This is a genomic window from Streptomyces sp. NPDC101234 (assembly GCF_044767525.1).
Taxonomy (GTDB): Bacteria; Actinomycetota; Actinomycetes; order Streptomycetales; family Streptomycetaceae; genus Streptomyces; species Streptomyces sasae.
The window spans coordinates 1-26,543 of sequence record NZ_JBIWOA010000009.1 but is presented as its reverse complement, the minus strand read 5'-3'; the positions used below and the strand labels follow the sequence as shown (position 1 = coordinate 26,543).

19 protein-coding genes and 2 pseudogenes are annotated in these 26,543 nt (G+C 71.1%); 7 read left to right on the top strand and 14 right to left on the bottom strand.

The annotated features are described in order from the left end of the window. From ACIRR9_RS18005 to ACIRR9_RS17995, 3 genes and pseudogenes are all read right to left on the bottom strand, one after another. A pseudogene (locus ACIRR9_RS18005) lies at positions 1-1,229 on the bottom strand (protein phosphatase); the annotation flags it as partial. Positions 1,230-1,335: 106 nt separating this feature from the next. After that, positions 1,336-2,268 carry a cyclase family protein gene (locus ACIRR9_RS18000; protein ID WP_403752404.1) on the bottom strand — a complete coding sequence of 311 codons (933 nt, stop codon included), beginning with the start codon at positions 2,266-2,268 and terminating at the stop codon, positions 1,336-1,338. A 199-nt stretch (positions 2,269-2,467) separates the two neighbouring features. Beyond that, positions 2,468-3,133, bottom strand: coding sequence for a hypothetical protein (locus ACIRR9_RS17995; RefSeq protein ID WP_403752401.1), 666 nt, complete (start codon positions 3,131-3,133; stop codon positions 2,468-2,470). 355 nt (positions 3,134-3,488) lie between these two features. Here ACIRR9_RS17995 and ACIRR9_RS17990 point away from each other — a divergent pair, with 355 nt between their 5' ends. Then, a complete protein-coding gene (locus ACIRR9_RS17990) occupies positions 3,489-3,788 on the top strand; it encodes a hypothetical protein (RefSeq protein WP_123979133.1) in 300 nt (99 codons plus the stop codon). A 120-nt stretch (positions 3,789-3,908) separates the two neighbouring features. Here ACIRR9_RS17990 and ACIRR9_RS17985 read toward each other — a convergent pair whose 3' ends face one another. After that, positions 3,909-4,601 (bottom strand): hypothetical protein, encoded by a 693-nt coding sequence (locus ACIRR9_RS17985; RefSeq protein ID WP_403752398.1) that lies wholly within the window; start codon positions 4,599-4,601, stop codon positions 3,909-3,911. 211 nt (positions 4,602-4,812) lie between these two features. On the opposite strand from ACIRR9_RS17985, the gene ligA reads away from it, so the two are divergent. Continuing rightward, positions 4,813-6,915, top strand: a complete 2,103-nt coding sequence (ligA, locus tag ACIRR9_RS17980) for an NAD-dependent DNA ligase LigA (RefSeq protein WP_403752395.1) — start codon at positions 4,813-4,815, stop codon at positions 6,913-6,915. Between the two features lie 4 nt (positions 6,916-6,919). Here the strand turns inward: ligA and ACIRR9_RS17975 are convergent, their stop codons facing one another. The 4 genes from ACIRR9_RS17975 to ACIRR9_RS17960 are packed head-to-tail and all read right to left on the bottom strand — an operon-like array spanning position 6,920 to position 12,731. Next, complete coding sequence (locus ACIRR9_RS17975; protein ID WP_403752392.1) at positions 6,920-8,176, bottom strand: MFS transporter; 1,257 nt, start codon at positions 8,174-8,176, stop codon at positions 6,920-6,922. A gap of 20 nt (positions 8,177-8,196) precedes the next feature. Beyond that, entirely contained in the window at positions 8,197-9,408 is a 1,212-nt protein-coding gene (locus tag ACIRR9_RS17970) for a type III PLP-dependent enzyme (protein ID WP_403752389.1), read from the bottom strand. Further along, positions 9,405-11,111, bottom strand: a complete 1,707-nt coding sequence (locus tag ACIRR9_RS17965) for an IucA/IucC family protein (RefSeq protein WP_403752385.1) — start codon at positions 11,109-11,111, stop codon at positions 9,405-9,407. Before ACIRR9_RS17965 ends, ACIRR9_RS17970 begins: the two co-directional genes overlap by 4 nt. A gap of 33 nt (positions 11,112-11,144) precedes the next feature. Further along, positions 11,145-12,731, bottom strand: a complete 1,587-nt coding sequence (locus tag ACIRR9_RS17960; protein WP_403752382.1) for an IucA/IucC family protein — start codon at positions 12,729-12,731, stop codon at positions 11,145-11,147. A 441-nt stretch (positions 12,732-13,172) separates the two neighbouring features. On the opposite strand from ACIRR9_RS17960, the gene ACIRR9_RS17955 reads away from it, so the two are divergent. After that, positions 13,173-13,934, top strand: coding sequence for a response regulator transcription factor (locus ACIRR9_RS17955; RefSeq protein WP_403752379.1), 762 nt, complete (start codon positions 13,173-13,175; stop codon positions 13,932-13,934). Next, on the top strand, positions 13,931-15,379 hold the full coding sequence (locus ACIRR9_RS17950) for a sensor histidine kinase (RefSeq protein ID WP_403752376.1): 1,449 nt from the start codon (positions 13,931-13,933) through the stop codon (positions 15,377-15,379). The genes ACIRR9_RS17955 and ACIRR9_RS17950 overlap by 4 nt, the downstream gene beginning before the upstream one ends. A gap of 39 nt (positions 15,380-15,418) precedes the next feature. On the opposite strand, the gene ACIRR9_RS17945 is transcribed toward ACIRR9_RS17950, so the two are convergent. Further along, a complete protein-coding gene (locus ACIRR9_RS17945) occupies positions 15,419-15,976 on the bottom strand; it encodes a GNAT family N-acetyltransferase (RefSeq protein ID WP_403752373.1) in 558 nt (185 codons plus the stop codon). A gap of 211 nt (positions 15,977-16,187) precedes the next feature. On the opposite strand from ACIRR9_RS17945, the gene ACIRR9_RS17940 reads away from it, so the two are divergent. Beyond that, positions 16,188-17,837 (top strand): alkaline phosphatase family protein, encoded by a 1,650-nt coding sequence (locus tag ACIRR9_RS17940; protein WP_403752369.1) that lies wholly within the window; start codon positions 16,188-16,190, stop codon positions 17,835-17,837. Between the two features lie 268 nt (positions 17,838-18,105). Here the strand turns inward: ACIRR9_RS17940 and ACIRR9_RS17935 are convergent, their stop codons facing one another. Then, positions 18,106-19,344, bottom strand: coding sequence for a CHAP domain-containing protein (locus ACIRR9_RS17935; RefSeq protein ID WP_403752366.1), 1,239 nt, complete (start codon positions 19,342-19,344; stop codon positions 18,106-18,108). 317 nt (positions 19,345-19,661) lie between these two features. Here ACIRR9_RS17935 and ACIRR9_RS17930 point away from each other — a divergent pair, with 317 nt between their 5' ends. After that, positions 19,662-20,402 carry an SDR family NAD(P)-dependent oxidoreductase gene (locus tag ACIRR9_RS17930; protein WP_403752363.1) on the top strand — a complete coding sequence of 247 codons (741 nt, stop codon included), beginning with the start codon at positions 19,662-19,664 and terminating at the stop codon, positions 20,400-20,402. A gap of 37 nt (positions 20,403-20,439) precedes the next feature. Here the strand turns inward: ACIRR9_RS17930 and ACIRR9_RS17925 are convergent, their stop codons facing one another. The 4 genes from ACIRR9_RS17925 to ACIRR9_RS17910 form a co-directional block, all read right to left on the bottom strand. Next, positions 20,440-21,168: a DUF2071 domain-containing protein gene (locus tag ACIRR9_RS17925; protein ID WP_403752360.1), complete on the bottom strand. Its 729-nt coding sequence runs from the start codon at positions 21,166-21,168 to the stop codon at positions 20,440-20,442. Positions 21,169-21,412: 244 nt separating this feature from the next. Continuing rightward, entirely contained in the window at positions 21,413-21,916 is a 504-nt protein-coding gene (locus ACIRR9_RS17920) for a hypothetical protein (protein ID WP_403752357.1), read from the bottom strand. A 249-nt stretch (positions 21,917-22,165) separates the two neighbouring features. Beyond that, entirely contained in the window at positions 22,166-24,898 is a 2,733-nt protein-coding gene (locus tag ACIRR9_RS17915) for an ATP-binding protein (protein ID WP_403752354.1), read from the bottom strand. 578 nt (positions 24,899-25,476) lie between these two features. Next, a complete protein-coding gene (locus ACIRR9_RS17910) occupies positions 25,477-25,980 on the bottom strand; it encodes an SsgA family sporulation/cell division regulator (protein ID WP_403752351.1) in 504 nt (167 codons plus the stop codon). A gap of 357 nt (positions 25,981-26,337) precedes the next feature. On the opposite strand from ACIRR9_RS17910, the pseudogene ACIRR9_RS17905 reads away from it, so the two are divergent. After that, a pseudogene (locus tag ACIRR9_RS17905) lies at positions 26,338-26,543 on the top strand (MarR family transcriptional regulator); the annotation flags it as partial.

The window sequence follows — 26,543 nt, the reverse complement described above, 5'->3', positions numbered from 1 at the left end:
GCGATACGGTCGGCCGCAGAGGCCCTGTGTCCGGTCACGGACTGCTCACGGGCGTCGGTCGCGGTACCGGTCGCGGAGTCCGGCGCCGCAAGGGTGTCGGCGCGGGTGTCGGCTTCGGCGTGGGGCCCTCGCCGTACCGCCGGGGCCGCGGTACGGCCCATGAGGAGGTCGGGCGTCCGTTCGCGGGGCTGTCCGGCACTCGCCGCGCCGTCCGCGGAGAGGTCCAGCGAGCGTCCCGCCACTACACGGCCCGGCGATCCGGGCCCGGCCCGCGCGGCAGGGCTCCCGAGGGCCCCGCCCAGCAACGTCCGCCGATGCGAAACGATCAACGACGCCCCTGCCGCCGCCCCTGGCATCGTCATTTCGACTGCGAGGCCCTGCACCCCCGCGGCGCCGGTCACCGGGCGGCTGACGAGCGTGACACAGCGGCCGTCGGACAAGAAGACCCGCGCGCTGCCCTGCTCGGCGTGGGAGATGAACTCGGCGGCCTTCTCCATGAGGGCGGCCCGGTCGTCGGCGCGGAGATGCAGGGCGGGTTCGTCGATGGAGAGGGCGGAGGCGGGACCGGCGGACGACTCGTATGCCCGCAGCAGGACTCGCTCGCGTGCGGAACTCTGCCGTAGCAGCCTGCGCTCCACGGCCTGTGCCGCCCGGCGGATCACATCGGCCAGGGCCGGGTCCTCGGCGCTGCGCTGGTAGCCGAAGCAGAGCACACCCTCCATACGCCCGCTGAGCGGGTCGCGGACGGGCAACGCGATACAGGCGTTGCCCTGGGCGCGTTCCGCGAAGTGCTCGGCTCCGAAGACCCGGACGAGGCCGCGCTCGGCGAGGGCGAGACCGATTCCGTTGGTGCCGGCGAACCGCTCGGCGAAGACGAAGCCCGGCTCCACCTGGATCGCGGGAAGGCCGCGGACCATCGACGGGTCGCCGAAGCGGCGCAGCAGGACGATGCCGTTGGCGTCGGCGAGGGAGATGTTGATCCGGCTGCCCGCGAACCGGGCCTGGAGCCGGTCGAGCACCGGCGCAGCCGCCCGCACGATCCGCCCGCCGGGATCGAAGTCGTCACGGTAGGGCAGGTCGGACCGGTCCGGCGAGAGACCGAGGGAACGGCAGCGCAGCCAGGAGTCCAGGATCGACGTCCGTACCCCGTTCTCGACCGGCTCGCCCTGAAGGAACCGCTCGCGGAAACGAACGGGTCCCGAGTCACCCTTCGGATACCTCGCAGGCACTGACTGCCTGCCGGACCGCATCACGCCTTGCCTCGCTCACAGTCGCAACAATCAGCTTTGCGTAAAAAACTCATATAAGTGAGGATACGGACATCAGCGGCGAGAGTCACAGCACCGCTACCGGGTTGACGGGCGATCCCGTCCCGCCAGGGATGTTCAGCGGGGCCACGACCAGCATGAACGTGTACCGGCCGGCCTCGGCGGTCGCCGCGGACAGAGCCTCCAGGTCGAGGTTGTCCAGCAGCGGCACCCCCAGCGCGGCCACGGCCAGGGCGTGCACCGGCGAGTGCACGCCGGGCACGGGCGAGGGCCGTACGTCGCTGTCGCCGTCGCCACCGAGCAGGGCGATGCCTCGCTCGGCCAGCAGCGGTACGGCGTCCACATGAAAGCCCGCGCTCAACGCCCCCGAGTCCCAGGCACCGAGTTCACGTCGGCGTCTGGCGTGCCCGGAGCGCAGCAGCACGGCGTCACCTTCACCGACGGTCACGCCGAGCGCCCGCTCGACCGCGAGCACGTCCGCCGCACGTACCGCCCGCCCCGGCTCCAGCCAGGGGACGTCGAGGACAGCGGGCAGGTCGAGCAGCACGCCCGTCGTGACGAGCGGGCCGAGCTCCGACACCGCTCCGAAGCGGGCGCCGCCCGCATCGATGTGACCGCGCGCCGAGCGGCCGTCGTACAGCTCCCCCCGGTAGGCGACGTGGCTGAGCGCGTCGAGGTGGGAGATGCCCTTGCCGTGGTAGTCGGCGGCCACGAAGTCCTTGTGGGTGGCCGGTTCCGGGCTCTCCACGTCACCCAGGTCGGTCATGTGGTGCAGGGCGGGCCTGGGGTTGTCCGGGCCGGAGCGGGTGTTCCAGGGCAGGGCCGTGGGCACGACGGTCCCGGACCGCACCAGGGCGGCAGCCCGCCGTGCGTGCTGGGCGGTCACCCGGTTGAAGGCCCCGCGACCGGCCGCGTCCCAGCGCCCCCAAGTGCGCAGGGACATGAAGAGTTCGTCGAACTCCTGCCGGGAGACGACCGGGCCGGAGATGTCGGAGATCATCGGCTTCCATCCCTCCCACGACCAGAGATCCGACGGAGATCCGACAGAGGTCCGGCAGAGGCCCGGAAGGAAACCGGCGGAAATCCGGCGAACTCAGACAGGACTCCAGGCTGGCATCCAGGAGGCGGCCCGGCGACTTCGGCGCTCCCTCCGGACGGCTCCCTCCGGACGGCCACGAGACCGCCGAAGAGCACTCGGGTCAGCTGAGGCCGAGGCGGCTGAGCGCGGTGGTCCAGTCCGTCACTATGGCCTGCTGCGCGGCGGCGAGGGTGACCTTGCCGGAGCAGACCGCGGTGTGCAGCTTCGTCTCCACCGGGTCCTTCGCGTTGTTCACCCCGGAGCCCTTCTTGTGGCCGGGGTCGGCCGGCTCCACCCACAGGTTCCGCGGGTCGTTGGGGTCGCCGCCGAGCTGCAGGCTGATCAAGTGGTCGTACTCGTCGTCGCTCAGACTGCCGGTGTCGCCGTAGGAGGCCGCGTTGAGCCGCTTCTCCTTGCCCGTCACATAGGCGGAGGGGCGTACCCCCGAGGTGTAGCCGCCCTTGCGGCATATCGTCGACGCGATGTTCGCCTGCGTCACGGCCGGGGAGATCGCACCCGGCGTGCACGCGAGGTCCTCGAGCGGTTCGCCCTTCTCGTACCGGTAGTGACACGACCCCGCCGCCGGCTGTTGCTGGACCGTGTACTTCGTCTGCGGACCGGCCCCGACCGCTATCTTCCGACCGGCACCACCGGCGGCACCGGACGCCGGGGCGGATGCGCTCCCGCCCGGAGACGGTGACGAACCGCCGAGCGATCCGGACTTGCAGCCCGCGAGTATCAGGCAGGACAGCACCGCTATCGAAGCGGCGCGGCGGGTGGACGTCATGACAGCCCCTCATGGTCAGGCAACGGCTGAGGAGATGCTGCCCTACCGGGCGGGAGCCCTACCGCGCGGGGGTACGGCGCACAGAGGCGAGCCGGTCGCCGCAGGCTGACCGAAGTGCCCGCCGGCCTCCAGGCGGACCGGATCGGCGCGCGTCGTGGCACGCATGGGCCGGAACGACTCCCGGAGGACACGGCACAAGGAGCGTGCGGAGCACGCGCGGTGAGCGCCCGCACATGCCACAGCTCCCGGCGCTCCGGCGAGCCGTCCCGTGCGCCGTTGCCGCCGCCGTCGGAGCGGGGAGACCGTGGGGCGGCATCCGCCGGATCCGGCGGACAACGGACAGGAGCACCCGACCATGCCCGTCATCGTGACCTTCGACCTCGAGAACACGCCTGCCGCCCAGGAGTTGTACGACACCTGCATCGACCGCGTCACCGAAGGCCGGGGCTTCGCCTCGCCGGCCGACCTGCCCGCGCCCGGACTGCTCGCCCACATCGCCGGGCCGGTCGGCGGCTGTTGGCGCGTCACCGACGTATGGGAGTCTCCCGAGTCGTTCGAGGCCTTCGCCAAGATCCTCGGCCCCGTCCTCACCGACCTGGGCTACGGCGATGTCCGGCCGGACGTCTCGCCTGCCCACAACGTCGTCCTGCGCTGAGCCCTGCCGGCCGGCGACGGCATCGCGTCCCGGGGACACGCACGCCGTCGCCGGCATCGGCATCGGCATCGGCATCGCGTACGGCCTGCGAGGCGCTCCGCCGCGGTGCCGGGCCCGCGGCTACGCGTGGGCGCTGACCACGCCGCCCGCGCTGAGCACGATGTAGACGCGGTCGACCTCGGCACCGGCGTCCTGCCCGTTCGCGTCCAGCGTGGCGGACACACCGCCGGCGTCGCCGAGGATCCGCGCGCGGTAGTGGTCCTCACCGACCTTGGTGACCTTGGCCGTCCAGCCGCCCATGAGCTCGAAGGTGCCCGGTCCCTCGTGTCCGCCGCCCATCCAGGCCTGGACCCGGCCGTCGCGGGTGAGCAGGATGAACATGTCGTTGGCGTCGAGCCCGGCGTCCCGGTGGTTCGCCTCCATCGTGCCCAGGACATCACCATGGTTGACGATCTTGACCAGGTAGTGCTCGGCACCGAGCTTGCGGATCTCGGCCTTGCTCCCGTCGGGCAGGGTCTGGGTGCGGACCGGGGATGCCGTCCTGGGGGATGCCGTCCTGGGCGTGGCGGCGGGAGTGGTGGAGCGGTGCGCGGCGGTCGTCTGCGTCCGCAGGCCGGTCCCGGCGCCGCTGGTCTTGGCCCCGCCGAGCCCACCGCCCTCACCGGTGGAGGGGGAGGCGGAGACTTTTTTCTCCGAGCCGGCGGCGGCGTCCTTGCCCCCGCTCTGGCAGGCGGTCAGCGACAGTGCCGCGGCGGCGGCGACGGCCACCAGGCCGGCGGTACGGGCGGTACGGCGGGCACGGTTCGTGGTCATGATGAAAGCTCCCCCATGGGCTGTCAGGACACGGCATCACCCCCTGCTCCCGCAGGGCGACCGACCGCATCGGCTGTTTCGCTGCACCCCGTGAGATGGCTCCGGGGCGGGCGTTGTTCACCCGGCTCTGTCCGCATTCGGTAACAAGGCGACGGCCCTGCAGCCCCTGCGTCCGGTCCCGTTGTCAGTGGTGGGCGGCAGGATGCGGCGTATGACAACACCTGCAGCAGTGATCGTGGATGCCGCCGCCTACGCACAGGCGGTCGAGGACGCCGTGGAGGCAGCGGCCGCGTACTACGCGGGCGGCACCTCGCCGCTGGACGACGACGCCTACGACCGGCTGGTGCGCGGGATCGCCGCATACGAGGCCGTACACCCCGAACAGGTGCTGTCCGGCTCCCCCACCGGGAAGGTGGCCGGCGGCGCGGTGGAGGGCGACGTCCCGCATTCGGCGGCGATGCTGAGCCTGGACAACGTGTTCTCCGCCGAGGAGTTCACCGCCTGGACCGAGTCCCTGGCCCGCCGTGTCGGGCACGAGGTGACCCGCTTCCACGTCGGGCCGAAGCTGGACGGCCTGGCGATCGTCGCCCGCTACACCGCCGGCCGCCTCACCCGGCTGATCACCCGGGGCGACGGGACGGCCGGGGAGGACGTCTCGCACGCGATCGGCACCATCGAGGGGCTGCCCGAGCAGCTGGCCGAGCCGGTCACCGTGGAGGTACGCGGCGAAGTCCTCATGACGAACGCGCAGTTCGAGTACGCCAACGAGGTGCGCACCCAGCACGGCGGGCAGCCGTTCGCCAACCCCCGCAACGCCGCGGCCGGCACCCTGCGGGCCAAGGAGCGCGTCTACACGGTGCCGATGACGTTCTTCGGCTACGGACTGCTGCCCCTGCCCACCACCGACCCCACGCTGACCGAGCGGCTGAACACGTCCGCGCACGGCGATCTCATGCGTCTGGTGGCCGAGTTCGGTGTGCACACCAGCGCCCGCACCGACATCCCGGACACCGTCGCCGAGACCGTCGAGCAGGTGCTGGCCCGGGTGGCGGAGATCGCCGCGGTCCGTGCCGGGCTGCCGTTCGGCATCGACGGCATCGTCATCAAGGCCGACCTCGCCGCCGACCAGCAGGCCGCGGGATCCGGCTCGCGCGCACCCAGATGGGCGATCGCCTACAAGCTCCCGGCCGTGGAGAAGATCACCCGGCTGCTGGCGGTGGAGTGGAACGTGGGCCGCACCGGGATCATCGCCCCGCGCGGCGTCCTCGAACCGGTCGTCATCGACGGCTCCACCATCACCTACGCCACCCTGCACAACCCGGCCGACATCACCCGCCGCGACCTGCGGCTGGGCGACCAGGTCATGGTGCACCGCGCGGGCGACGTCATCCCCCGTATCCAGGCCCCGGTCGCCCACCTGCGTACCGGCGACGAACAGCCCATCGCCTTCCCCGAGACCTGCCCGCGCTGCGGATCGGCCATCGACAGGAGCGAGGAACGCTGGCGGTGCGCGCAGGGCCGCAACTGCCACCTGGTCGCCTCGCTCTCCTACGCCGCCGGCCGCGACCAGCTCGACATCGAAGGCCTCGGCGCCACCCGCGTCGTCCAGCTCGTCGACGCCGGCCTCGTCACCGATCTCGCCGGCCTGTTCGCTCTCACCCGCGAACAGCTGCTCGGCCTGGACCGGATGGGCGAGACCAGCACCGACAACCTCCTCGCCGCGATAGCCGAGGCCAGGCAGCAGCCGCTGTCCCGGGTGCTGTGCGCGCTCGGTGTGCGCGGTACCGGCCGGTCCATGTCCCGGCGCATCGCCCGCCACTTCGCCACCATGGACGCCGTACGCGCCGCCGACGCCGAGGCGATGCAGCAGGTCGAGGGCATCGGCGTGGAGAAGGCCCCCTCGATCGTCGCGGAACTGGCCGAACTCGCCCCGCTCATCGAAAAACTGGCCGCCGCGGGCGTCAACATGACCGAGCCCGGCGCCACCCCGCCCTCCCCCGCGGACGCCACGGCACCCGACGGCGAGGCACCTCCCGGCGAGGCGCCCTCGGCCGCGCCGGAGGCGTGCCCGCTGGCCGGGATGACCGTGGTCGTCACCGGCGCCATGACCGGGGCCCTGGAGAAGCTCTCCCGCAACGAGATGAACGAGCTCATCGAGCGGGCCGGCGGCCGCTCCTCCTCCAGCGTCTCCAAGAAGACCACCCTCGTCGTGGCGGGAGAGGGCGCGGGCTCCAAGCGCGCCAAGGCCGAACAACTCGGCGTCCGGCTCGCCACGCCCGACGAGTTCGGCGCCCTGGTCGCCGGCTTCCACTGAGGCGTCACGGATCGGCCGGGCGAGCCGGTGTGAGGGCCGGGCCGGTCATGGGGACCGGGCTCGTGACCGGGGGGAGCCGCCGGACGCGCCGTCCGATCACAGCGGACAGCGCGAGGGCGCAGGACGCGGAGACGACACCGCCCAGGACCAGGCTGGAGCGGGCGCCGAGGGTGTCCGACACCAGGCCGACCAGTGGGGCGCCGACAGGGGTGCCGCCGAGGAGGACGAGGAAGTAGACGGACATGACACGACCGCGCAGTTGCGGGTCGGCGTGGAGCTGGGTCAGCGCGTTGGCGGTGGTGGTCACGGTCACCGCGGCGAAACCGGTGGGGATGAGCAGGGCCATGAAGGTGCCGTAGCCCGGCATCAGGCCCAGTGCCGCCTCCAGCACTCCGAAGACCACGGTGGTGGTGGTCAGGCGTCGGACCGTGGGGGGCTTCCCGCGGCTCGCCCCATGGATCGCGCCGACGAGGCTGCCCACGGCGTAGGCGGCGGAGAGGTAGCCGAAGGCGGCGGCGCCCGAGTGGAAGACGGTCATGGCCGCGAGCGAGATCGTGACCTGGAAGTTGAGACCGAAGGTGCCGACGACGGCGATGAGACAGACCGGCAGGAGCAGCTCCGGGGTGGAGGCGATGTCGTGGAAGGCATCGCGCAGTCGAGCCCGGTCCGCACGGGGCCGGCCCGGGTCGTCCGTACGGATGGTGATCAGGCCGTAGAGGACGGCCAGGTACGAGGCGGCGTTCGCGAGGAACACGGGACCGGTGCCGAAGGCGGCGACGGTCAGACCGGCGAGGGCGGGGCCCAGGATGCGGGCCACGTTGAACTGGGCGGCGTTCAGGCTGACCGCGGTGGCCACGCCCTCGCGGGCGACCAGTTCGCAGATGAAGGCGCTGCGGGCGGGGCCGTCCACCGCGGTGGCGGTGCCGAGGACGAAGGCCAGCGCGTAGACGGAGAGCGGGTTCACCGCCCCGGTGACGGTCAGCAGTCCGAGCAGCAGGGACTGCGCTGCCATGGCCGTCTGGGTCAGGAGCAGCAGTCGCCGCCTGGGGAACCGGTCGGCGAGGACGCCTCCGGTCAGGCCGAGCAGGGTCTGCGGCAGGAACTGCAGTGCGGTCACGAGGCCGACCGCGCTGCCGCTGTTGCCGGTGAGGTGGAGGACGAGCAGGTCCTGGGCGGCGCGCTGCATCCAGGTGCCGATGTTGGAGGTCAGCTGCCCGAGCAGGTAGCGACGGAAGTTCCGGGACATGAGTACGGCCGTCATCGCCATATGCGTACCGCCGTTCATGACGGCCGGCGGGCGTACCCGCCCGGGGCCGGCGACTCCACGTCGTCGACATGGTGGAACGTCGGGTGGGGGTGCATGAGGAACGCGTGGTGGGAGATGTTCCAGGCGTAGGCGCCGGCCATCGCGAAGGCGACCCGGTCGCCGACGCGCAGCCGCTCGACCATGGCCCCGCGGGCCAGGACGTCCTTGGGGGTGCACAGCTGTCCGACCAGCGTCACCGGCTCGTCACGGGCCTCCGGACGCTGCCAGGGCCGTGCCCAGCGGTCGTCGGGGATCACCTCGAAGGGCTGGTCGTGCTGTTTCGCGGCCGGGGTGCGCAGATGGTGGGTGCCGCCGCGAAGTACGGCGAACGCCTGCCCGCGGCTGAACTTGATGTCCAGGACCTGGGTGACATACCAGCCGCAGTAGGCGGTGACCGAGCGGCCGGGTTCGATCCGCAGGGTGAGGCGAGGGTGGCGGGCCAGGAGCGGGCGCAGTCCGGCACCGAAGACGCGCCAGTCGAACTTCCGTCGCGGATGGGTGTAGTCGACGCCCATCCCGCCTCCGACATTGACCTCGGTCAGGTCGACGGCGCGCTGGCGCGCCCAGTCCTCGGCCCAGGTCAGGATCTCGTCGATCAGGGCCAGATGGGGTCGTTCCCCGAGTCCGCTGGCCAGATGGAAGTGGAGTCCGCGCAGTCGCAGGCGCGGGGCGGAGGCGATCACCTCCAGACAGCGGTCCAGTTGGGCGGGGTCCATGCCGAAGGGGCTGGGGTGCCCGCCCATCGCGAGCGCGACCCGGCCGAGGACGACGGGCAGGTTGACGCGCAGCAGGACGTCCACGCTCCGGTGGCCCAGCAGGGCGGTGACCAGGCGCAGTTCCTGTTCGCTCTCGATGTGCAGCCGCTGCACTCCGGCGTCCAGTGCCCGGGCCAGCTCCTTCTCTGTCTTGCCGGGGCCTCCGAAGGCGATCGGCGCATCGGGGACCAGCCCGCGGACGTGACTCAGCTCGCCGCCGGAGGCCACCTCGAACCCGTCGACGTGCTCGGCCAGCGTCCGCAGGATCCGCGGGTCGGAGTTGGCCTTGGCCGCATACAGCAGCTCGACGCGTTTCGGCAGTGCGGTCCGGATGGCGTGCAGGTGATCACGCAGCTCCGGGAGGTCGTAGACATACGCGGGCAGGTCGTCGTCGGTGAGTCGGCCGACGTGTTCGAGGAGTGCGGACCTCACCGGATCACCTCGTGGGGGAAGTCCGCGCCGAGCGGGCTGGTCAGGGGGACGTAGGTGGCGTGCCGGTCGGCCTTGCGGGCCCAGCGCAGCAGGAGGTTGGCCTTGGCGGGCAGCGGTACGCCGGACAGCAGGGCGCGCAGGCGCGGCGGTTCGGCGGCGGTGCGGGCGTAGGCGTCGAGATGGTCGCGGACCAGGCCCCAGAGGGCGGGCTCCAGCGTCGGGGCGAGGTCGGCCAGGGCGCCGAGCACTTCGGCCGTGTGGTTGACCAGGAGGCAGTACGCGACCCGGTTCCAGCCGTGCTCGGGTTCGTAGGTGAGGGGTCCCCGGACGTGCTCGGGGAGGTCGGCGAGAGTGTGTCGGTGGGGTCCGGGCAGGAGCTTGGTGCCTTCCAGATCGCGGAAGAACATCTGCGCCGGGGTGCCGTCGGCGTCGACACCGACGACGACGTTCTGCAGATGGGGTTCGAGTACGACACCGTGTTCGAAGTAGGCGGCAAGTACCGGTGGCAGCAGCAGGTGCAGATACGCGTCCCACCAGGCCAGTACGTCCCCGTCGCCGCGGGCGAGCAGCCGGGAGACGTGGGCCGGGCCCAAGGGGTACTCGTCCGCGATCGCGGCGGCGAGCAACGGGGTCACCCCGGGGCGCAGGTGGTGGCGCAGGCCGGAGCGGACGATGACGCCGAGGCCCTCCAGAAGACCGCCGTCGGTGTCGAGGGTGCGGTAGCCGGGTTCGGCGAGGAGCGCGCAGCCCGGGTAGCGGCCGGTCAGCCGGGCGAAGACGGGCTGGAGCAGCCGGTTGAGGGCGACGGCGCCGGACAGTTCGTAACTGGCGTGCCTGCGGACGCAGTTGGTGAGACGGACGTTCAAGCTGAACTTCAGGAAGGTGTCGGTGTCCGGGTGGTACAGAGTGCGCACCGATGCGGTCGGCACCAGCTCCGGTCCGTGCGTGCCGGTGTCGACGACCTCCCCGGCGGCCAGCACCTCGCGCAGCCGGTCATGGTCCTGGAGCATCCGGTACTGCCAGGGGTGCACCGGCAGTATCGCGAACCCCGGGTCGGCCGGAGGGCACAGCGCGTCCATCTCGTGCAGCTCGCCCTCCTCGCGGACGAGGTGGCTGCGCACGGCCAGGTGGCGCAGACGGAAGCGGGTGCCGGTCTCCGGACCGTACACCAGCCAGTCCTCCGGGTCGCCGGTGCGGGCCTTGGGGGTGGGGTGGAAGCGGTGGCCGAACACCAGGGACTGCTCCGACGCCACGTACGGGTCGAGGTGCGGTGTGCGGCTCGTCCGCTCCTCCAGTGCGGTGCGGATCGTCTCCCGGCTGTCGGCGACCTGAGCCAGGAACTCCTCGTTGGCGACGCCCGTACGCAGTTCCAGTTCGTCCTGGATGCAGTCCGCCAGCTCCCGCCAGTCCACGGTCACCCAGGTGTCGTCGTCGAGCCGCTGCACCGGGCCCTGGAAGCGGTGCGCCCCGACCAGGGAGATCCGGCGCAGCCGGGACCGCAGCAGCAGGCCCCGGCGGGGCAGTCGTAGCAGAAGGTGGCCGTCGGCGACCGTCACCTGGTGTTCGGGGGCGGACACCTCGCGGATCAGGCAGTTGAGCAGTGTGTGGGCGGTGACGGCGTCGGCCGTCTCCGTCGGTTCGGTGACGGTTGCGAGGGTGGGGGCGGTGCCGTTGACGGCGGTGGGGGCGGTGCCGGTGGTCATTCGGTCACTCCAGTGGCGGATCGGTGTCGGACGTCAGCGGCACAGGGCCAGCGGGTTGGGGACCGGGGTCCACTGCGCCTTCCCCGGGTTGTCGGCCAGGCGCATGGCGACGGTCGCCTTGAGCGGCATCGTGTCGCCGAAGAACGCCGCGGCGTCCTCGTCGCGCGCCAGGCCGGCGTACACATGGCGGCCCGTCTCGGCCACCGCGCCCCACAGCGCTCGGGGGTCGGCGTCCCTCGTCCGGCCGAGTACGTCGACCAGTTCGCAAAAGACGCCGCTGATCAGGCCGCCGAACAGCTTGGTGTGCAGCGCGTCCACGTCGTCCCCCGCGCGGGTGCCGAGCAGCGGCGGCAGCGTGATGCCGCACCGGGCCAGGCGGCGTGGGCTGACCCGTACGCCGTCCAGGTCCCGGTAGAGCACCCGCACCGGCCGCCCGTCGCGCAGCACGACCAGGGTGTTCTGACCGTGCGCCTCCAGTGCCACGCCCATGGACAGCAGCGTGAGTGCGGGCGGCAGGACGAGTGCGGCGAAGTCCGCGAGCCAGCGCACCGGGTCTCCCGAGATGACGGCCGCTCCCGTCGCGTGGACGGCGGTGAGCGGAACCGCGATCTCTCCCGGGTCGAGGTGACACTCGGTCGACTCCCTGATCATCGCCGCCAGGCTCGCGGAGGGCTGTCCGTCCACGCACACCGCACCGCCGCCCAGCTCACGCATGACACGCAGGCTGCCGCCGTACCCGGCCTTGTCGACAAGGGCCGAGACGAGGTCGGACAGCGGGGGCCCGTCGGCGACCTCGGGCGGGGAGATGGTGCGCCGGTAGTTGGTGACCTGGACGTCGAGCGCCGTCTTGAGGTGACAGCCGGGCAGGGTGCCCAGCGGTGCCAGGGTGCGCAGCGACAGCAGCGGCCGGGCCGGGATCGTCTCCTCGGAGACGGAGACGGAGCCGGCGAGGCCGGGGTGGTGTGCGAGTACGTGGTCCCGCTGCCAGGGGTGCAGCGGGAGCAGGATCGTGTCGCCGTCCCGCAGTTGCCGTGGCCAGGCGCCGGCGCTCTGCCAGCGGTCGGCCGGGACACGGAGCAGCGCCAGTCGGACGACGGGGTGGTGCTCGGGAGCGTAGGCGAGCACGTCGGCGATCGACATGCCCGTACGTGTGCGGCAGCAGGGATGCTGTGGATGGCCGTCCACGACGGTCTGCTCCGCGTCCGCCGAGTCGTCGGGGGCGACCGCCCGGCCTGCGTTCGCGGCCCTGGCCAGGGCCAGGTTGACCACGCTGTTGTCCAGCTCGGCCGCCAGCCGCTCCGCGGCGCCGGTACGCAGGCCGAGTTGGGCCAGCAGTTGCGCCGGTCCGTCGATCGGCCCGTCCGGCCCGGACACGGCGAAGTCGTCGGGCACCTCGGCGAACGACCGCGCGCCGGACGCGGGCGCCGAGAGCGATCCGCCCCGCCGTAGCTCGATCACCAGGTCGTCGGACTCGCGGCGGTGTCCGGTCACGCCGGGCAGGGGTTCGCGTGCGAAGGCGCCCCACAGCCGGGCCAGCACGGTCGCACGTGCTCCAGGGAGCTCGGCCGTGAAGGGCTCCACCAGGTCCGGTCGGGTGCGACGTAGTTCCTCAATGGGCATGGGGTGTCCCAGGGCTTGTGCGGGCGCTTGTCGCTCGGTGCCCCCGTGGCACCGACCGTGCAACCGACGCTAGGGGACAACGATCAAGCGGATTGCCAGAGCAATGACAGCCGGTGATTCCGGATCCGCCTGACGAAGCGTTTTGCCACTGCGGAAGCCGGCCGGTTCCGCGGCGCGCTCGTCATTCGACGCGACCTGGCCCTGGATCAGTTTTCGACTGCGATCGGGCCGGCGGGACGATCGGGCCACTGCGGGGCGGCAGGTCGGCTCACTCGGCGTTCGAAGGTCTTCACTCTCTCCTTCCTCCACGCTGTCCCGGTGCTGGATGTCGCCGTCATACCGCGTTCGGTGTCTACGCCAACCGGGTCAGGATCACCGGCAAGGGGGAGGTTCCGGCGTTTGCGCCGCGCTCTCGCGCCGAGGTCTGTGAGCCTTTCCGGCATGCGTGTCTTGCTGATCGAGGACGACGACCGGGTGGCCGGACCGTTGGCGGAGGGGCTGCGGCGATTCGGGTTCACCGTGGAGCACGCCAGAACGGGGGCCGACGGCCTCGCCGCGTCGGAGGCGGCGATGGTGCTCCTCGACCTGGGGCTCCCCGACATGGACGGCCTCGATGTGTGCCGTGCGCTCAGAACCCGTTCGTCCGTGCCGATCATCATGATCACTGCCAGGGACGACGAGGTCGACCGGGTGCTCGGTCTGGAGCTGGGCGCCGACGACTACGTCTCGAAGCCGTTCGGCGTACGGGAACTCGTCGCCCGGATCCGCGCCGTCACCCGCCGCGCCCGTCCCGCCGTCCCGACCCCGCACGGTCAAGAACCAGAGCCCCCGGACGACGTGGCGCCACCCGGCACCCCCGACGTCCAGCGGGTCGGCCCGCTGACCATCGACCGCCGTACCCGGCAGGTGCGCCTGCACCGGTCGCCGATCGCCCTCGCGCCCAAGGAGTTCGATCTGCTCACCTGCCTCGCGGAGGACCCCGGAGCCGTCTGCTCCCGTCGGCAGATTCTCGACACGGCGTGGGAGCCGAACTTCTTCGGTCCCACCAAGACCCTGGACGTCCACATCGCCGCGCTGCGCCGCAAACTCGGGGACTCCGCCTGGATCGAGAACATCCGCGGCATCGGTTTCCGCCTGGTCCCCCCGGCATACGACGACACCGCCTCCGCGACAACGCCGGTACCCGGCGGAGGCCCTCGGTGACCCGGCGCATCCTGCTCAGTCATCTGAGCCTCATACTGTTCGTCCTGCTCGTGCTGGAGGTGCCGTTCGGGCACTTCTACGCCCGCAGCGAGCTGTCCCGTTTCTCCCACGCGGCGCAGCAGGGGGCGACGACGCTCGCCGGGGTCTGCGAGGAGAAGATGGAGCGCGGGGTCGTCGGCGACCTCCCCGAACTGGCCCGCGCCTATGGGCGGCGAACCGACAGCCGCGTGGTCGTCACCGATCACCGGGGCGTCGTCCTCACCGACACCGCATCCCTCGCCCCGGTCGGCGAGGACCTGTCCACCGAGCCGGACATCTCCACCGCGCTGCACGGTCACCCCGTCGTCACCGGCCGGAGCGCCCCGTACGCGGGCGGGGACCTCCTCTTCACCACGGTGCCCGGTGGTTCGGACGCCGTCGTTCCCTGCGTCGTACGGACCGTGTACGCGCTGGGCCCGCTCGAGGCGAAGATCCGTGCCACCTGGCTGGCTCTCGGCTTCGTCGGGGTGGGGGTGCTGACCGCTGTCTCCCTGATCGGCTTCGCGCTCGCCCGCTCGATCACCCGTCCGGTGCGGGCCCTGGAACTGGCGACCGCTCAGCTCGCCGACGGCCGGATCACCGACCCGCCGGCCACCGATCACGGGCCGCCGGAACTACGCCGCCTGGCCGCGGCGTTCACGGCCACCGCGACCCGGCTCCAGCATCTGCTGCAGGAGCAGCAGGCGTTCGCCTCCGATGTGTCGCATCAACTGAGGACTCCCCTGACCTCGTTGCGCCTGCGCCTGGAGAACTTCGAGCCGCACCTCGCCCCGTGCGCCCAGGACAGTCTCGACAAGGCGCTGGGGGAACTGGAACGGCTCGGCCGTATGGTGCAGGGGCTGCTGGCGCTCGCCCGGCTGGAGAACTCCGCGATCCGGCCGGAGCCTGTCGACCTCGACGCCGTCGTCGCCGATCGCGCCGCCATCTGGACGGCCTTCGCCGAGGAGCAACGCGTCGGCATCGTCGTCTCGGGAGCCACCGCCGTTCGGGTGTGGGCGGCTCCGGGCGCCCTTGAACAGATCGTCGACAACCTGCTCTCCAACGCGCTGCGCGCGTCCCCGCCGGGAACCGCCGTCACCCTGGCCGTCGTCGACGCCCCGGGAGAGGCGGACCGGGCGGCGCCCGACGCCGAGTTGCACGTCATGGACCAAGGTCCTGGCATGACCGAGGCCGAACGGTGCAGGGCCTTCGACCGGTTCTGGCGGGCTGCCGGCGCCGACCACGACGGCACGGGCCTGGGGCTGCCGATGGTCCGGCAACTCACCCGTGCCAGCGGTGGCGAGGTCACCCTGGAGACGGCCCCGGGCGGCGGGCTCGACGCCGTCGTCCGCCTCCGACGCACCGAGAGTCACGCACACCGGGAACGCCGGGGCACCCCGACGGCGGGGTGTTCGAGGGCGCGTTGAGAAGACCGGGCCCGGGCCGTGCAACCGCCCCGCTGGTTCTCACCCCGGCAGGGCCCGGGTGAGAACCTCCAGGACGGATTCCCCGGTGTCGTCGTGGAATTGCCCGAGCCGTTCCCAGCCCCATGCCCGAAAGGCCTCCAGCGCCACGGAGTCGGCGGGGTCGAGGAGTGCGACCGCCAGTTCCGCGTCGCTGTCGGAGACAAGTCTGTCCTGGAGGCGGCTGCCTGTCCCGCGTCGGCGGTGTTCCGGCAGCACCATCAACTCCGCGAGGGCGAACACCTTCCCGGATGCGGTGAGTTCCTCGACCTCGCCGGGAAGGACACCGACGAAACCGCGCCACCAGGAGCCGTCGCGGTGCAACGGATACCCGTAAGCCAGTCCCGCCGGTTCGTCGTCCTCGCCCTCCACGTCGTCGGCCACCACCATGTCGAAGCCCGGCCGTTGGACATCGTCCGCCAGTACGGCCAGGAACCGTTCGCGATTGCGGTAATCCTCGCCCGGGGGTTCCTGGTACGCAGCCACATACAGGTCCGCCAGCTGTTCCCGGTCCCCGTCGGCCTGCCACCGGGTCAGCTTCCGGAAGAACACCTCACCCATACCCATCCCCTCGCCCGCGCCATCAGGCAGTCAGTCTTCCCCCCGCCTCCGAGCTTATTCAGGACGCCCGAGGGACCGGGCTTTGCGCGCCGCGATGAAGTTCTTGGGCAGAATACGGGCCGCAAGTCCGGTTCCGTACACGTTCTCCCTCTCGAATGTCGGTGCGTGATCCGCAAGGTCACAAGCTCCGCACAGCGTGAGGAGAACCATCGTGTTCCGACACCCGCTCCGTCCCGTCGCGGCCGCCGCCGCGGCGCTCGCCGCCGTCGGCGGTCTGACCGCCGCGACCAGCGGTCCCGCCGCGGCCTCCCCCGCATCCCGCTCCCGGCACGTCCTGCTGCTGTCGGTCGACGGTCTGCACCAGTCCGACCTGGCCTGGTACGTGGCCCGGCACCCGCGTTCCGCGCTCGCCCGCCTGGTCGGCGGCGGTGTGGAGTACACCCACGCGAGAACCACCGTTCCCTCCGACTCCTTCCCAGGCATGGTGGGCCAGTTGACCGGCGGGGACCCGGGCGTCACGGGCGTGTACTACGACGACACCTACAGCAACGCCCTGCTCCCGGCCGGCACCACCAGTTGCGCGGGCGTCAAGCCGGGCGCCGAGGTCGACCTCACCGAGGACCTCGACAAGAACCCGAACTCCCTCGACGCGGGCCAGGGCCTGACCGGCCTGCCCGACAGCATCCTGAACATGACCGGCGACCCCGCCGGCCTCATCGACCCGGCGAAGCTGCCCGTCGACCCGAAGACCTGCAAGCCGGTCTACCCGCACTCCTACCTCAAGGTGAACACGGTCTTCGACGTCGCCCGCAAGGCCGGGCTGCGCACCGCGTGGTCGGACAAGCACGCCGCCTACGAGATCCTCGACGGGCCGTCCGGCAACGGCATCCAGGACCTGTTCGCCCCGGAGATCAACAGCCAGGCCCTCGGCTACCCGGCCGGCAAGGACTGGACGAAGGACAACGCCGCGACCGAGCAGTACGACGCGTACAAGGTGAAGGCCGTCCTCAACGAGATCGACGGCCACGACCACAGCGGCTCCCACCAGACGGGCGTCCCGGCGGTCTTCGGGATGAACTTCCAGTCCGTGTCCACGGCCCAGAAGCTGCCCGCCTCAGACGGTCTGACGGGTGGTTACACCACACCCGGCACGCCCGGACCGCTGCTGGCGAAGAACCTCGACTTCGTCGACCAGGAGGTCGGGGCGTTCCTCGGCGAGCTCCACAAGCGGGGCCTCGACGGCAGCACGACCGTCATCCTGTCGGCCAAGCACGGCCAGTCGCCCACCGACCCCGAGGCGCTGACCCGCATCGACGACGGGCCGCTGCTCGACGGCCTCAACGCCGCCTGGAAGGCCGCCCACCCCGGCGCCGGTGACCTGGTCGCCCACGCCGTGGACGACGACGCCATGCTGCTGTGGCTCACCGACCGTTCCCAGGCCGCCGCCGAGTTCGCCAAGACCTACCTGCTGGCCCAGTCCGGCACCGGCAACGGCATCGACGGGGCCGCCGAGCCGTTCACGGCGAGCGGTCTGAAGACCGTGTACGCCGGTGCGGATGCCGCCCGGTACTTCCGCGCCCGGCCCGGCGACTCGCGCGTGCCCGACGTGTTCGGCATCAGCCGGTACGGCGTGGTCTACACCGGCGGCAAGAGCAAGATCGCCGAGCACGGCGGAGCCCACGCCGACGACCTCGACGTGCCGCTCGTCGTCTACGGCGCCGCCACCCCGCACGACGTGCGCGTGAACGCTCCGGTGCGGACCACGCAGATCGCGCCGACGATGCTGCGGCTGCTCGGCCTGAACCCGCGGGACCTGGACGCGGTGCGCATCGAGCACACCCGGTCGCTGCCGGTGCGCTGACCGCGCCGGGGCCGTCGCGCCGGCGGGGCACCTCCGTCGGCGCGCCGCCGCCCTCGGTCCGGGTGCGGACCGTACGGACGTCGAAGCTCGACCGCCCCGATCCGGCCGCACGCCGAACACCTGCGGCTGCTTCCGGCCTCTCCCCGACCCCGCCGAGCACCGCGACGGCCCGGCCCCGCATGTGGCGTGGCCTTCGCGATGTCTCTGACCGTGCCGGTCACGGCACCGGGGTGGGCGGCCCCCTCGCCGTCCACCCCGGTCCCCCGGATCAGAAACCGTTGATGTGGACGAAGCCGTCGGGGATCGGTACCCAGCTGAGGTCCACGCCGGCCATCGGTCCGGACGATGTGGTGTTGGCGGCGCGTCGCACCAGCTTGCCGTTGCTGACGGTGAAGTGGATCGTCGAGTAGGCGCCGTCGCTGCCCTCGATGTTGTACTCGGCGATGTCGAAGCCGGTGACTGCGGAGCCGCTCTTCTGCACCGCGGTCACGTACGCGACATGGCCGGTGCCGTGTGCCGCCCACACCCCCTTCCGGTCCCACCAGGCGACCGAACCGGGGGTCGGGGTGTGGTTGACGGTGACGTGGTGGGAGGGGGCCGCATAGCCCCAGTTGTAGGCGTAGCTCCAGGCGCCGGAGCCGGAGGTTGGGTCGACGCGGACGCTGTAGCGGGCCCAGTCCGAGGGTGCCGCCCGGCCGCCCGGCACCTGCGTACCGCCGCTGTTCTCGTAGATCTTCCAGGCGACGTAGGACACGCACTCCCGGTTCAGCCCGAAGACGTTCGCGAAGGAGTCCTGGGCCGGGGACTTCCACTTCGCGGGGTAGTCGTCACCGCCGATCAGGTTCTGCGGGCCGGGGCCGGTGGTGAACTGCTCCCAGGGGCCGGGCTTGGTGGCCCTGGCGCGCAGCAGGCCCGCCTCGTCGCCCGGGTAGTTCTGCTCGGCGGTGACGTACCACAGCTTGCCACCGGAGTCGCGTACGGACAGCGTGAAGGTGTGCGCGCCGGTCTGGTCGAGGTAGAAGGTCTCCCACGGGCCGGTGCCGGTCTGCCCGGGGCGGGCGTGCAAGGTGCCGCGCTGGTCCACACCGGACGACGTGGTGCCCCAGGCGAACTCCGCCGTCACGTAGGCCTGGGCCGCATCGGACCACAGGTGCACCGCGTTGCCGGACGAGGGGCCCAGGTAGTCGATGCGGTACCCCTCCCAGGGCCCCGGGGTCGCGGCACGCGCCCGGATCACGTTCTTGGCGTGCATGCCGGTGCTCCCCGACCAGCCGTTCTCGGTCGTGACATAAGGCTCGTTGCCGAGCGCGGACCGCAGATAGACGTGCTTCTGCGTCGCGGCGGCAGCGGCGGTCACCGAGGCTCTGGACGCGGTCGTGTGCGTGACGGTCGTGGTCGCGGTGGCGGGCGCCGCCGTGCCGAGGCCGGTCGCGGCGATCGCGGCCAGCGTGGCGATCAGCGGCCCGGGCCACCGCCGAAGGATCTCGCTCGGCGCGTTGCGTGTCATATGTCCTCCTTCTTCGTCCGCGGTGGCTGTGAACGACCTGCTCGGGTCGTCCCCGCCGCGGGGCTGTGGGCCGGTTGACGAGGCCGCCCAGCGCACGGAGGGGCTCCGGCAGAGCGGCGGTCGGCTCTGGGACAAGAGCAGAGGACCGAAGGATGTTCGACAACACTTCTCGAACATCGAACATCGGGGCTCCGGCCACGCGAGCCTGACCTGCGTGTTCGAGAGCGTTCGCGAACACCGCGATGGCCGTGCGGGGTTGCCTTGTGGGACGCGGACGTCCTCGAAGGGCTGCCTCCACCGTGGCAGGATCCGCTGGCATGAGCATCGAACAAGCGGATAGGCCCGTCGCCCTGGTCAGCGGGTCCACGTCGGGAATCGGGGAGGCCGTCGCGCGGAGGCTGGCGGCGGACGGGATGCGGGTCGTCGTGCACTCACGACGCAGTACGGAGGCCGGGGAGGCGCTCGCGGCGGAGCTCGGCGGGGCGTACGTGCAGGCGGACCTGGCGGTGGAGGACGAGGCCCGAGGGCTGGCCGAGACGGCGCTCGGCCGGTACGGACGGCTGGACGTGCTGGTGAACAACGCGGGCATCAGCTGGCCCGTCCCGCACGACGACCTGGCCGCGGCGACACCCGCCGACTGGCGGCGGCTGCTGGAGGTGAACCTGATCGCGCCATGGGTGCTGTGCACGGCGGCGCTTCCGGCGCTGCGCACCTCACCCGGGGGCGGCAGCATCGTGAACATCACCAGCCACGCCGGGGTACGCCCCAAGGGCTCGTCGGTGCCGTACGCGGCGAGCAAGGCCGCGCTCAATCACGTGACCCGGCTGCTCGCGGCCGCGCTCGGGCCCGAGGTGCGGGTCAACGCGGTGGCGCCGGGGCTGGTGGACACGCCGATGACGAAGGACTGGACGCAGGCGCAGGAACTGTGGCGGGAGCGCGCGCCCATGCGCCGTCCCGCCCAGCCCGCCGACGTGGCCGATCTGGTGGCGTCGCTGATCGCCGGCACATACATCACCGGCGAGGTCGTCGTGCTGGACGGCGGGCTGAATCTGACCTGAGCACCGCCTCGCCGATGTCCCCCGCGAGGGCGGCGGGTCAGCCCGCGGGACGGAGCAGCCGGGACGGCGGAGTGTGCACGTCAAACATGGTGCTGCGCTGAAGTCCGGCGTGGCAGGGGAGTTGGCCGGGCGCGACCAGCCTCAGGTCGGTCAGAGCCTGGCTGTGTGCGTGCCGTACCTCGGCGGCCTCCAGGCGCAGCGGTTCGTGCCATACCGAGTACCGGCCCACGCCCCGCCCGTCGCGCCGGGGGTACCAGCCCACGGCGGGGTCGACAAGGACCCGGCTCGCCTCGCCGGGGTCCGGGAATCCGGGCGGGGGGTCGAGCGGTCGCCCGGTGCCGCGAAGTCCGACGTCGGCCGCACCCCAGCGGCCCTCGGTCCGCAACTGCCAGTCGGACGCGGTGCCTGCCACCCGCACCGACTCGTGGTACCAGGGCATCTGCCAGCCCGTGCGCGGGAGTTGTACGAGCCGACTGCTCAACGAGGTGCCGAAGAACCAGACCCCTGTCTCCGCGCCCCGGCGGACATACGTCCGGTAGTTGACCTGGCCGGCCGAGAACCGCACCCGTGGGGCGAAGCGGAAGTGGAAGTGGCGGTCCCGGAAGGCCACCAAGGAGACCAGGACCGCCCCGTTCCGCACGTCCGGCTCGAAGCCCGGCGGCAGCAACGCGGCGACCCGCTCCGGCTCCGCCTCCCAGCTGATCAGCGCGAAGTCCACCAGCTCGGCCACCGCGTGGTACCAGCGTATTTCGGGGCGTCGGTTCATGAACTCGGCTCCTCTTCGGCGACCGCCGTTCCGTCCCACCGGGTGGCGGGCCGGCTCCCTCCGATGAGCAGACGCGCGTGTCGGTTCCGGGGTTCTGCCACTGAGATCAGCCAGATGTGCGGACCCGGGCGTCGCCGTTCCGCAGGACAGCGAAGCCGATCGCCGCGGCGAAGGCCGGCGGGAGTTACGCACTGACCTCACACTGCGGGTGTCGGTCCGGAAGAGATCCGTTTGACGACGGACCCTAGTCCCCGATTCCCAGTTCGTACGGCGGGGCCGGCCACTCGGGCATCCAGTCGGTCTCGATCTCCCCCGCGAGCATCCGGGGGAACCACTCGCCGAACTCCAGCTCGGTGTCGTACCAGTCCGCCCAACCGCGCCGGAACGCCGACACAGTCCAGCGGCCGCCGCCCCGGTCGACCAGGAACAACTGGTCGCCCTCGACGGTGTTGCCCCACACCAGTGCTCCGCCAGAAGACGGCAGTACCCGGTGCGGAACGGTCGGCGAAGACTCCAGCCGTCGGCCCATGCTCGCCGCGTACGAGCGCAGGTTGCGAGCGCCGCAGAAGAAGATGTACTCGCAGATGGAGGCATCGCCGTACGCCCCCGCGACGGCGACGAAATCGGGCGGGAACACCACTCCCCACTCCCGCGCCACCGCCTCGATCTGCTCCTCCTCGCCCGACCGGACCGCCGGTCCGAGGAGTCTGGAGAGGGAGGGGGGATCAGTACGCGGGCTCGTCGTCACACTCCATACTGACAGTAACTCCCTGCCGCCGTGGGATGATTCTCGATCATCTCGGAAACCACCACGAAGTGGACGCCTGAAACACGCCTGCGGCAGGTCGGGACGCCACAGGGGAACTGTCGCCGAACGGTTGGACGTTCCCGTTGAAAACGGTCCAGGAACTCGTTCCGTAGGGCGATTGCCGCGCGTCCGTTCCGCAGATCGCCGGGTTGGTACGAACGTGATTGCCGGCACCTGCCGACCGATCCGTCACTCCGGGGCGCTGAAGACGTCGGACGTGGGCTGTTCATCGTGGAGTGCGGCCAGCGCGGCGGCGAGCTTGCCCCGCCCGGTGACACCGAGGCGCGGATAGATGCGGTACAGATGCGCTCCGACCGTGCGGTGCGAGATGAACAGCCGCTGGCCGATCTCCCGGTTGCTCAGCCCCTGTGAGGCGAGCACGGCGATCTGCATTTCCTGGGCGGACAGTTGCTCGCCGCTGTTCGCGCGCCGTCGACCGCTCGACTCACCGGTCGCACGCAGCTGCTCGCGGGCCATCTCGGCCCAGGGCTGCGCTCCGACCCGGTCGAACTCGTCACGGGCGAGTCGAAGCGGTTGCCGGGCGTCCACGTTACGGCGTTGGCGGCGCAACCAGCGGCCCTGGTGCAGATGCAGCCGGGCACGCGACAGCGTCCAGTCGGCCGGCAGTGTGGTGAGGGCCGCGGCGTAGCGCTCCTCCGCGGTGTCGTCCGGAGCCAGTACCGCGTCGGTGTAGGCATGAGCCACCACCATCATTTCGGACGGCAGCCGTCCGGTCAGCTCCGGCAGATCGGCCAGCAGTTCCCGGGCCTGCCGCACGGTGCCCGCGGCGACCGCGGCGTCCGCCAGGTCCGGCGCGAGCAGCCAGCGGCTCACCGAGTGGTAGTGCGGGTCGTCGGGATCGAACGCACGCGAGAGAAGGTCGTATGCCTCCGTCGCGCGGCCGTCGAAGAGAGCGAGAAGGCCGTCGGTCTGCTGCGCCATCACGGTGGCGAACGGCATACCCGGGAACAGGCCGTGCGTGCGTAGTTCGCGGATCATCCGCGCCGCTTGCCCGGTTTCTCCGCGCAGTGCAGCCACCAGGCCGGCCGTAGCCTTCAGTCCCAGCCAGACGATCCATTCCCCGGTCTCCTCGGCCAGGGCGAGCCCCTCGGCGGACTCCTCGCGCGCTCGCTCGAGCTGACCGAGATACACCTGCGGCCAGCTGACGGCCAGCGAACGGGCGAGCAGTCCGAGTCGGCCCTGGGACCGCCACGCCGCGGCTGCCGGCGCGAGGTACTGGGCGGCACGGCTCATCTCGCCGATGACCATGGCGCCGCTACCGAGAAAATGCAGGATCCGGCCGTCGTGACGGTCTGCTCCGATTCCGTCGAGCCGCGCGATCACGTCGGCCCCGTGCCGGTACGGCTCGGAGTACGCCCGCACGGCAAGCACGTGTGGGGCATCCGGATCAGGGTTCCATCGATCGAGTTCTGCTGCGGTCCGAGCACGCACTTGTGCATCGCCGTCCTGGAAGAAACATCGCGCGCTGGCACGCCACAACAGGTCCTGCGCGACGTCCCCGGCTCCCTCGCCGAACGCTCCGGCCGCTGCGGTGACCATGTCCTGGATCCGTTGCTGCGGCTCGTCCGTTCCAGACGCGGAGCTGTCGCACACCACCATGAGACGAGCCCGCTCCACCGGGCCCAGCACGCTCATGTCGGTGCGGTCCAGCAGCATCTGGACGCTGACTCGGTCGTTGATCTCACTGGACAGCTCGGCCGCCCGGACCAGGATGCCGGTCCGGCGCTGCGCGTCGACGACCAGGCCGGCCGCCTGACGCAGCGCGGGGACGGCAGCCGCCACCTTCCCTCGGGCCTGCGCCGCATCGGCGAAACTCTCGAGCCTGGCGGCCAGTTCCTCGTCCGGCCCGATCGTGGCCGCTGCCTCGTGGGCGAGTTGGCGCTCGGGGGTGTCGTCCATCACCGATGCGAGGGCACGGTGAGCGGCCAGCCGATCGGCGAGCGTGGCGTGGGTGTAGATCGCCGTACGCATCAGCGGATGGCGGAACTCGGGGGTATAGCCGACCAGCGTGACCAGATCCGCGTCGACCGCCTCCTGCACCGCGTCGACGGTGACCGCCGAGCCGAAGAGCCGACTCGACACGTCCAGCAGCAGGTTGAGCGGCGCGGCAGGCTCGATGGCCAGGACGAGGAGCAACGTGCGACATTCCAGGCTCACCGAATCGGTACGCGCGGAGAACGCGTCCTCCAGGCGCTGGGTGAGCGGCAGGTCGTCCATCTGCGCGCCGGCGCCCTGCACCGCCTTGGGCAGCTCCACCAGGGCCAGCGGAAAGCCCGCGGCGCGCTCCAGGATGAGCTCCCGCAGCGGCGACGGCAGGTCGGGCGCGCCGACATCGAGCAATTCGGCGGCGGCCGTCGGGCCGAGCGGCTCCAGCGGAAGGTCCAGGAGCACATACGATTCGGAGTACTGGACCCGGGCGGCACCGATCACCTGTATCGCGAGGTCGCGGGTGCGCCGGGCAACGAACTTGAGCACGTCCCGGCTGGAGGAGTCGATCCACTGCACGTCGTCGACCAACAACAGCAGCGGCTGCCGGTTGGCCGCGTCGGCGAGCAGTTCGAGCACGGCCAGCCCGACCTGATAGATCTCGGGCTCGGTGTCCCTGGCGCCGAACGCACCGCCGAGCGCCAACCGGTGCGGATCAGACAGGTCTTCGATGCCACGGGCGACTGGTTGCAGCAGCAGTTGCAGCGCGGCGAACGGCAACCACTGCTCAGGTTCCACCCCGGACGTGCGCAGCACCTTGAAGCCGCCCTCGACGGCGTCGGCCGCGACCGCGCGCAGCAGAGCCGACTTGCCGACACCGGCGGCGCCGTGGACCAGCAGCGCGCTGCCACGCCCGGCCGCGGTGTCTGCCAGCAGCCCTCGCAGGAGGCTCAGCTCCTTGTCCCGCCCGATCATCGCACGCGTGCAGATGCGCCCGCCGTGGCCATGGGCATGCGCACCGGAACGGGCCGTACGACGGCGTCTGCTGCCCTCCGGCGCCACCTGCCTGCGCTGCTCCCGTCGACTGTGGCGACTGAATGCTCAGACAGGGCCGGGCGTTCGTTCATCGACACAGCGGGCATCGGGCACGGCACGTGAAGCTTCTCTCCGTCAAGGGGTCGTTGCTACCGCCATGCTACTCGTCGGGTGCGACGGCATATCGGTGAGGTCAGACCATCAGTCGAACGACTCTCGGACGAAGCGACGAAGCGACGAAGCAGCGAACGGCGAGTCTCAACCGATTCCAGGCCGGCCCGCGACTTCGCCGAGCCTGGCAAGCAGCACTATGCCGGGCCGTCTGTGGACCGATTCTCGACACCGTCGACCGGCTGTCCTGTCGATACGTCCGGAACGGCCGTTCGACGCCCGGCCGGTACAGTCCGGCCCGGATCACACCTGACAGGAGATTCCGCCGTCGCCAACCGTCTCGAACCTACGACAGATACGCCGGGAGCGGCGGTGCATCCCTTCCGCTCCAGTAGGCGACCAAGACGTCATGTTTCATCCGGCGACCGACCGACGAAACCCTCCATACCCAGAAAACTTCCTTCTTCCCCAAGTGGCACAACCTCGAACGTAGAATTCAGAAATTCGTCGACAACTGCCGCCGATGCGGCTACGACAAACATTTCCCAGCCCGACCTGAACGACATGTACACCAACCCGTGACCGCGAATTTCGGCAGGCCAAATCTGAACATCGCCGAGACCGGCGAGCCACCGTCGACCGGAAGCCAGCAACTCGCGCCCGAATTCCCACTCAATGACCGAATCAGCACCCCCATCGAATATCATGAATACTGAATACGGATACGCAGTGTCGTATCGCAGGTCCGTCATGACCGGTAGAGGCGTCTCCTCTTCGAGAAGAGCCACGACCGTCCGACATGTCAACGGACCGGGCCGGATGTCACGTCCTGTGTGACCATCCTTCCGGTGTCCGCGATCTTCGTGAGCACACCCAAGCTCATCATCGGTACCGAAGACCTTCCCGCTCATGATTCGTCCCCTCTCGTCTTCCGGCCACGACGGCTGCCGATCGGTGCCCACGGAGCCGTGAATCGGACAACGGCCGGCTCGGAAGGTCCTCACCTGCTCCGATGGATCGGATTACTACGACCCTGGCACCGGCCCGAGACCCGATGCATCAGTCAAGCGACTCCGAACGGCCAGGCCAGGCCGGATCGCGGCCGCACGCGGCATCGCACCCCATCGACAAGCCCCCAGGACGCGCAGACCGCGCGTCGCGATCACGGCCGGGCCTCTCCGGACACCGGAGGACGAGAGAGAGCAGCAGCGCACGCTTGGTTTCGAATGAAACCGTATCGAATGCACATATGGCTGTAATGTGACTTCGTGACCACCAACGCCCCTCACAGAGCCACCCCCTCCGCCACCTCTCGTGCGACCGACCGCCCGGGGGACGCTTCGCCTTTCGCCCTCGCCCTGCTGCTGCGGCGGGCGCACTGGCGTGCGGCGGCGGTGATGACGGAGGCTCTGCGGCCGCTCGGTATCGAGCTGCGGCATTTCGCGGTGCTGTTGGTGCTGGTCGACCGCGGGCC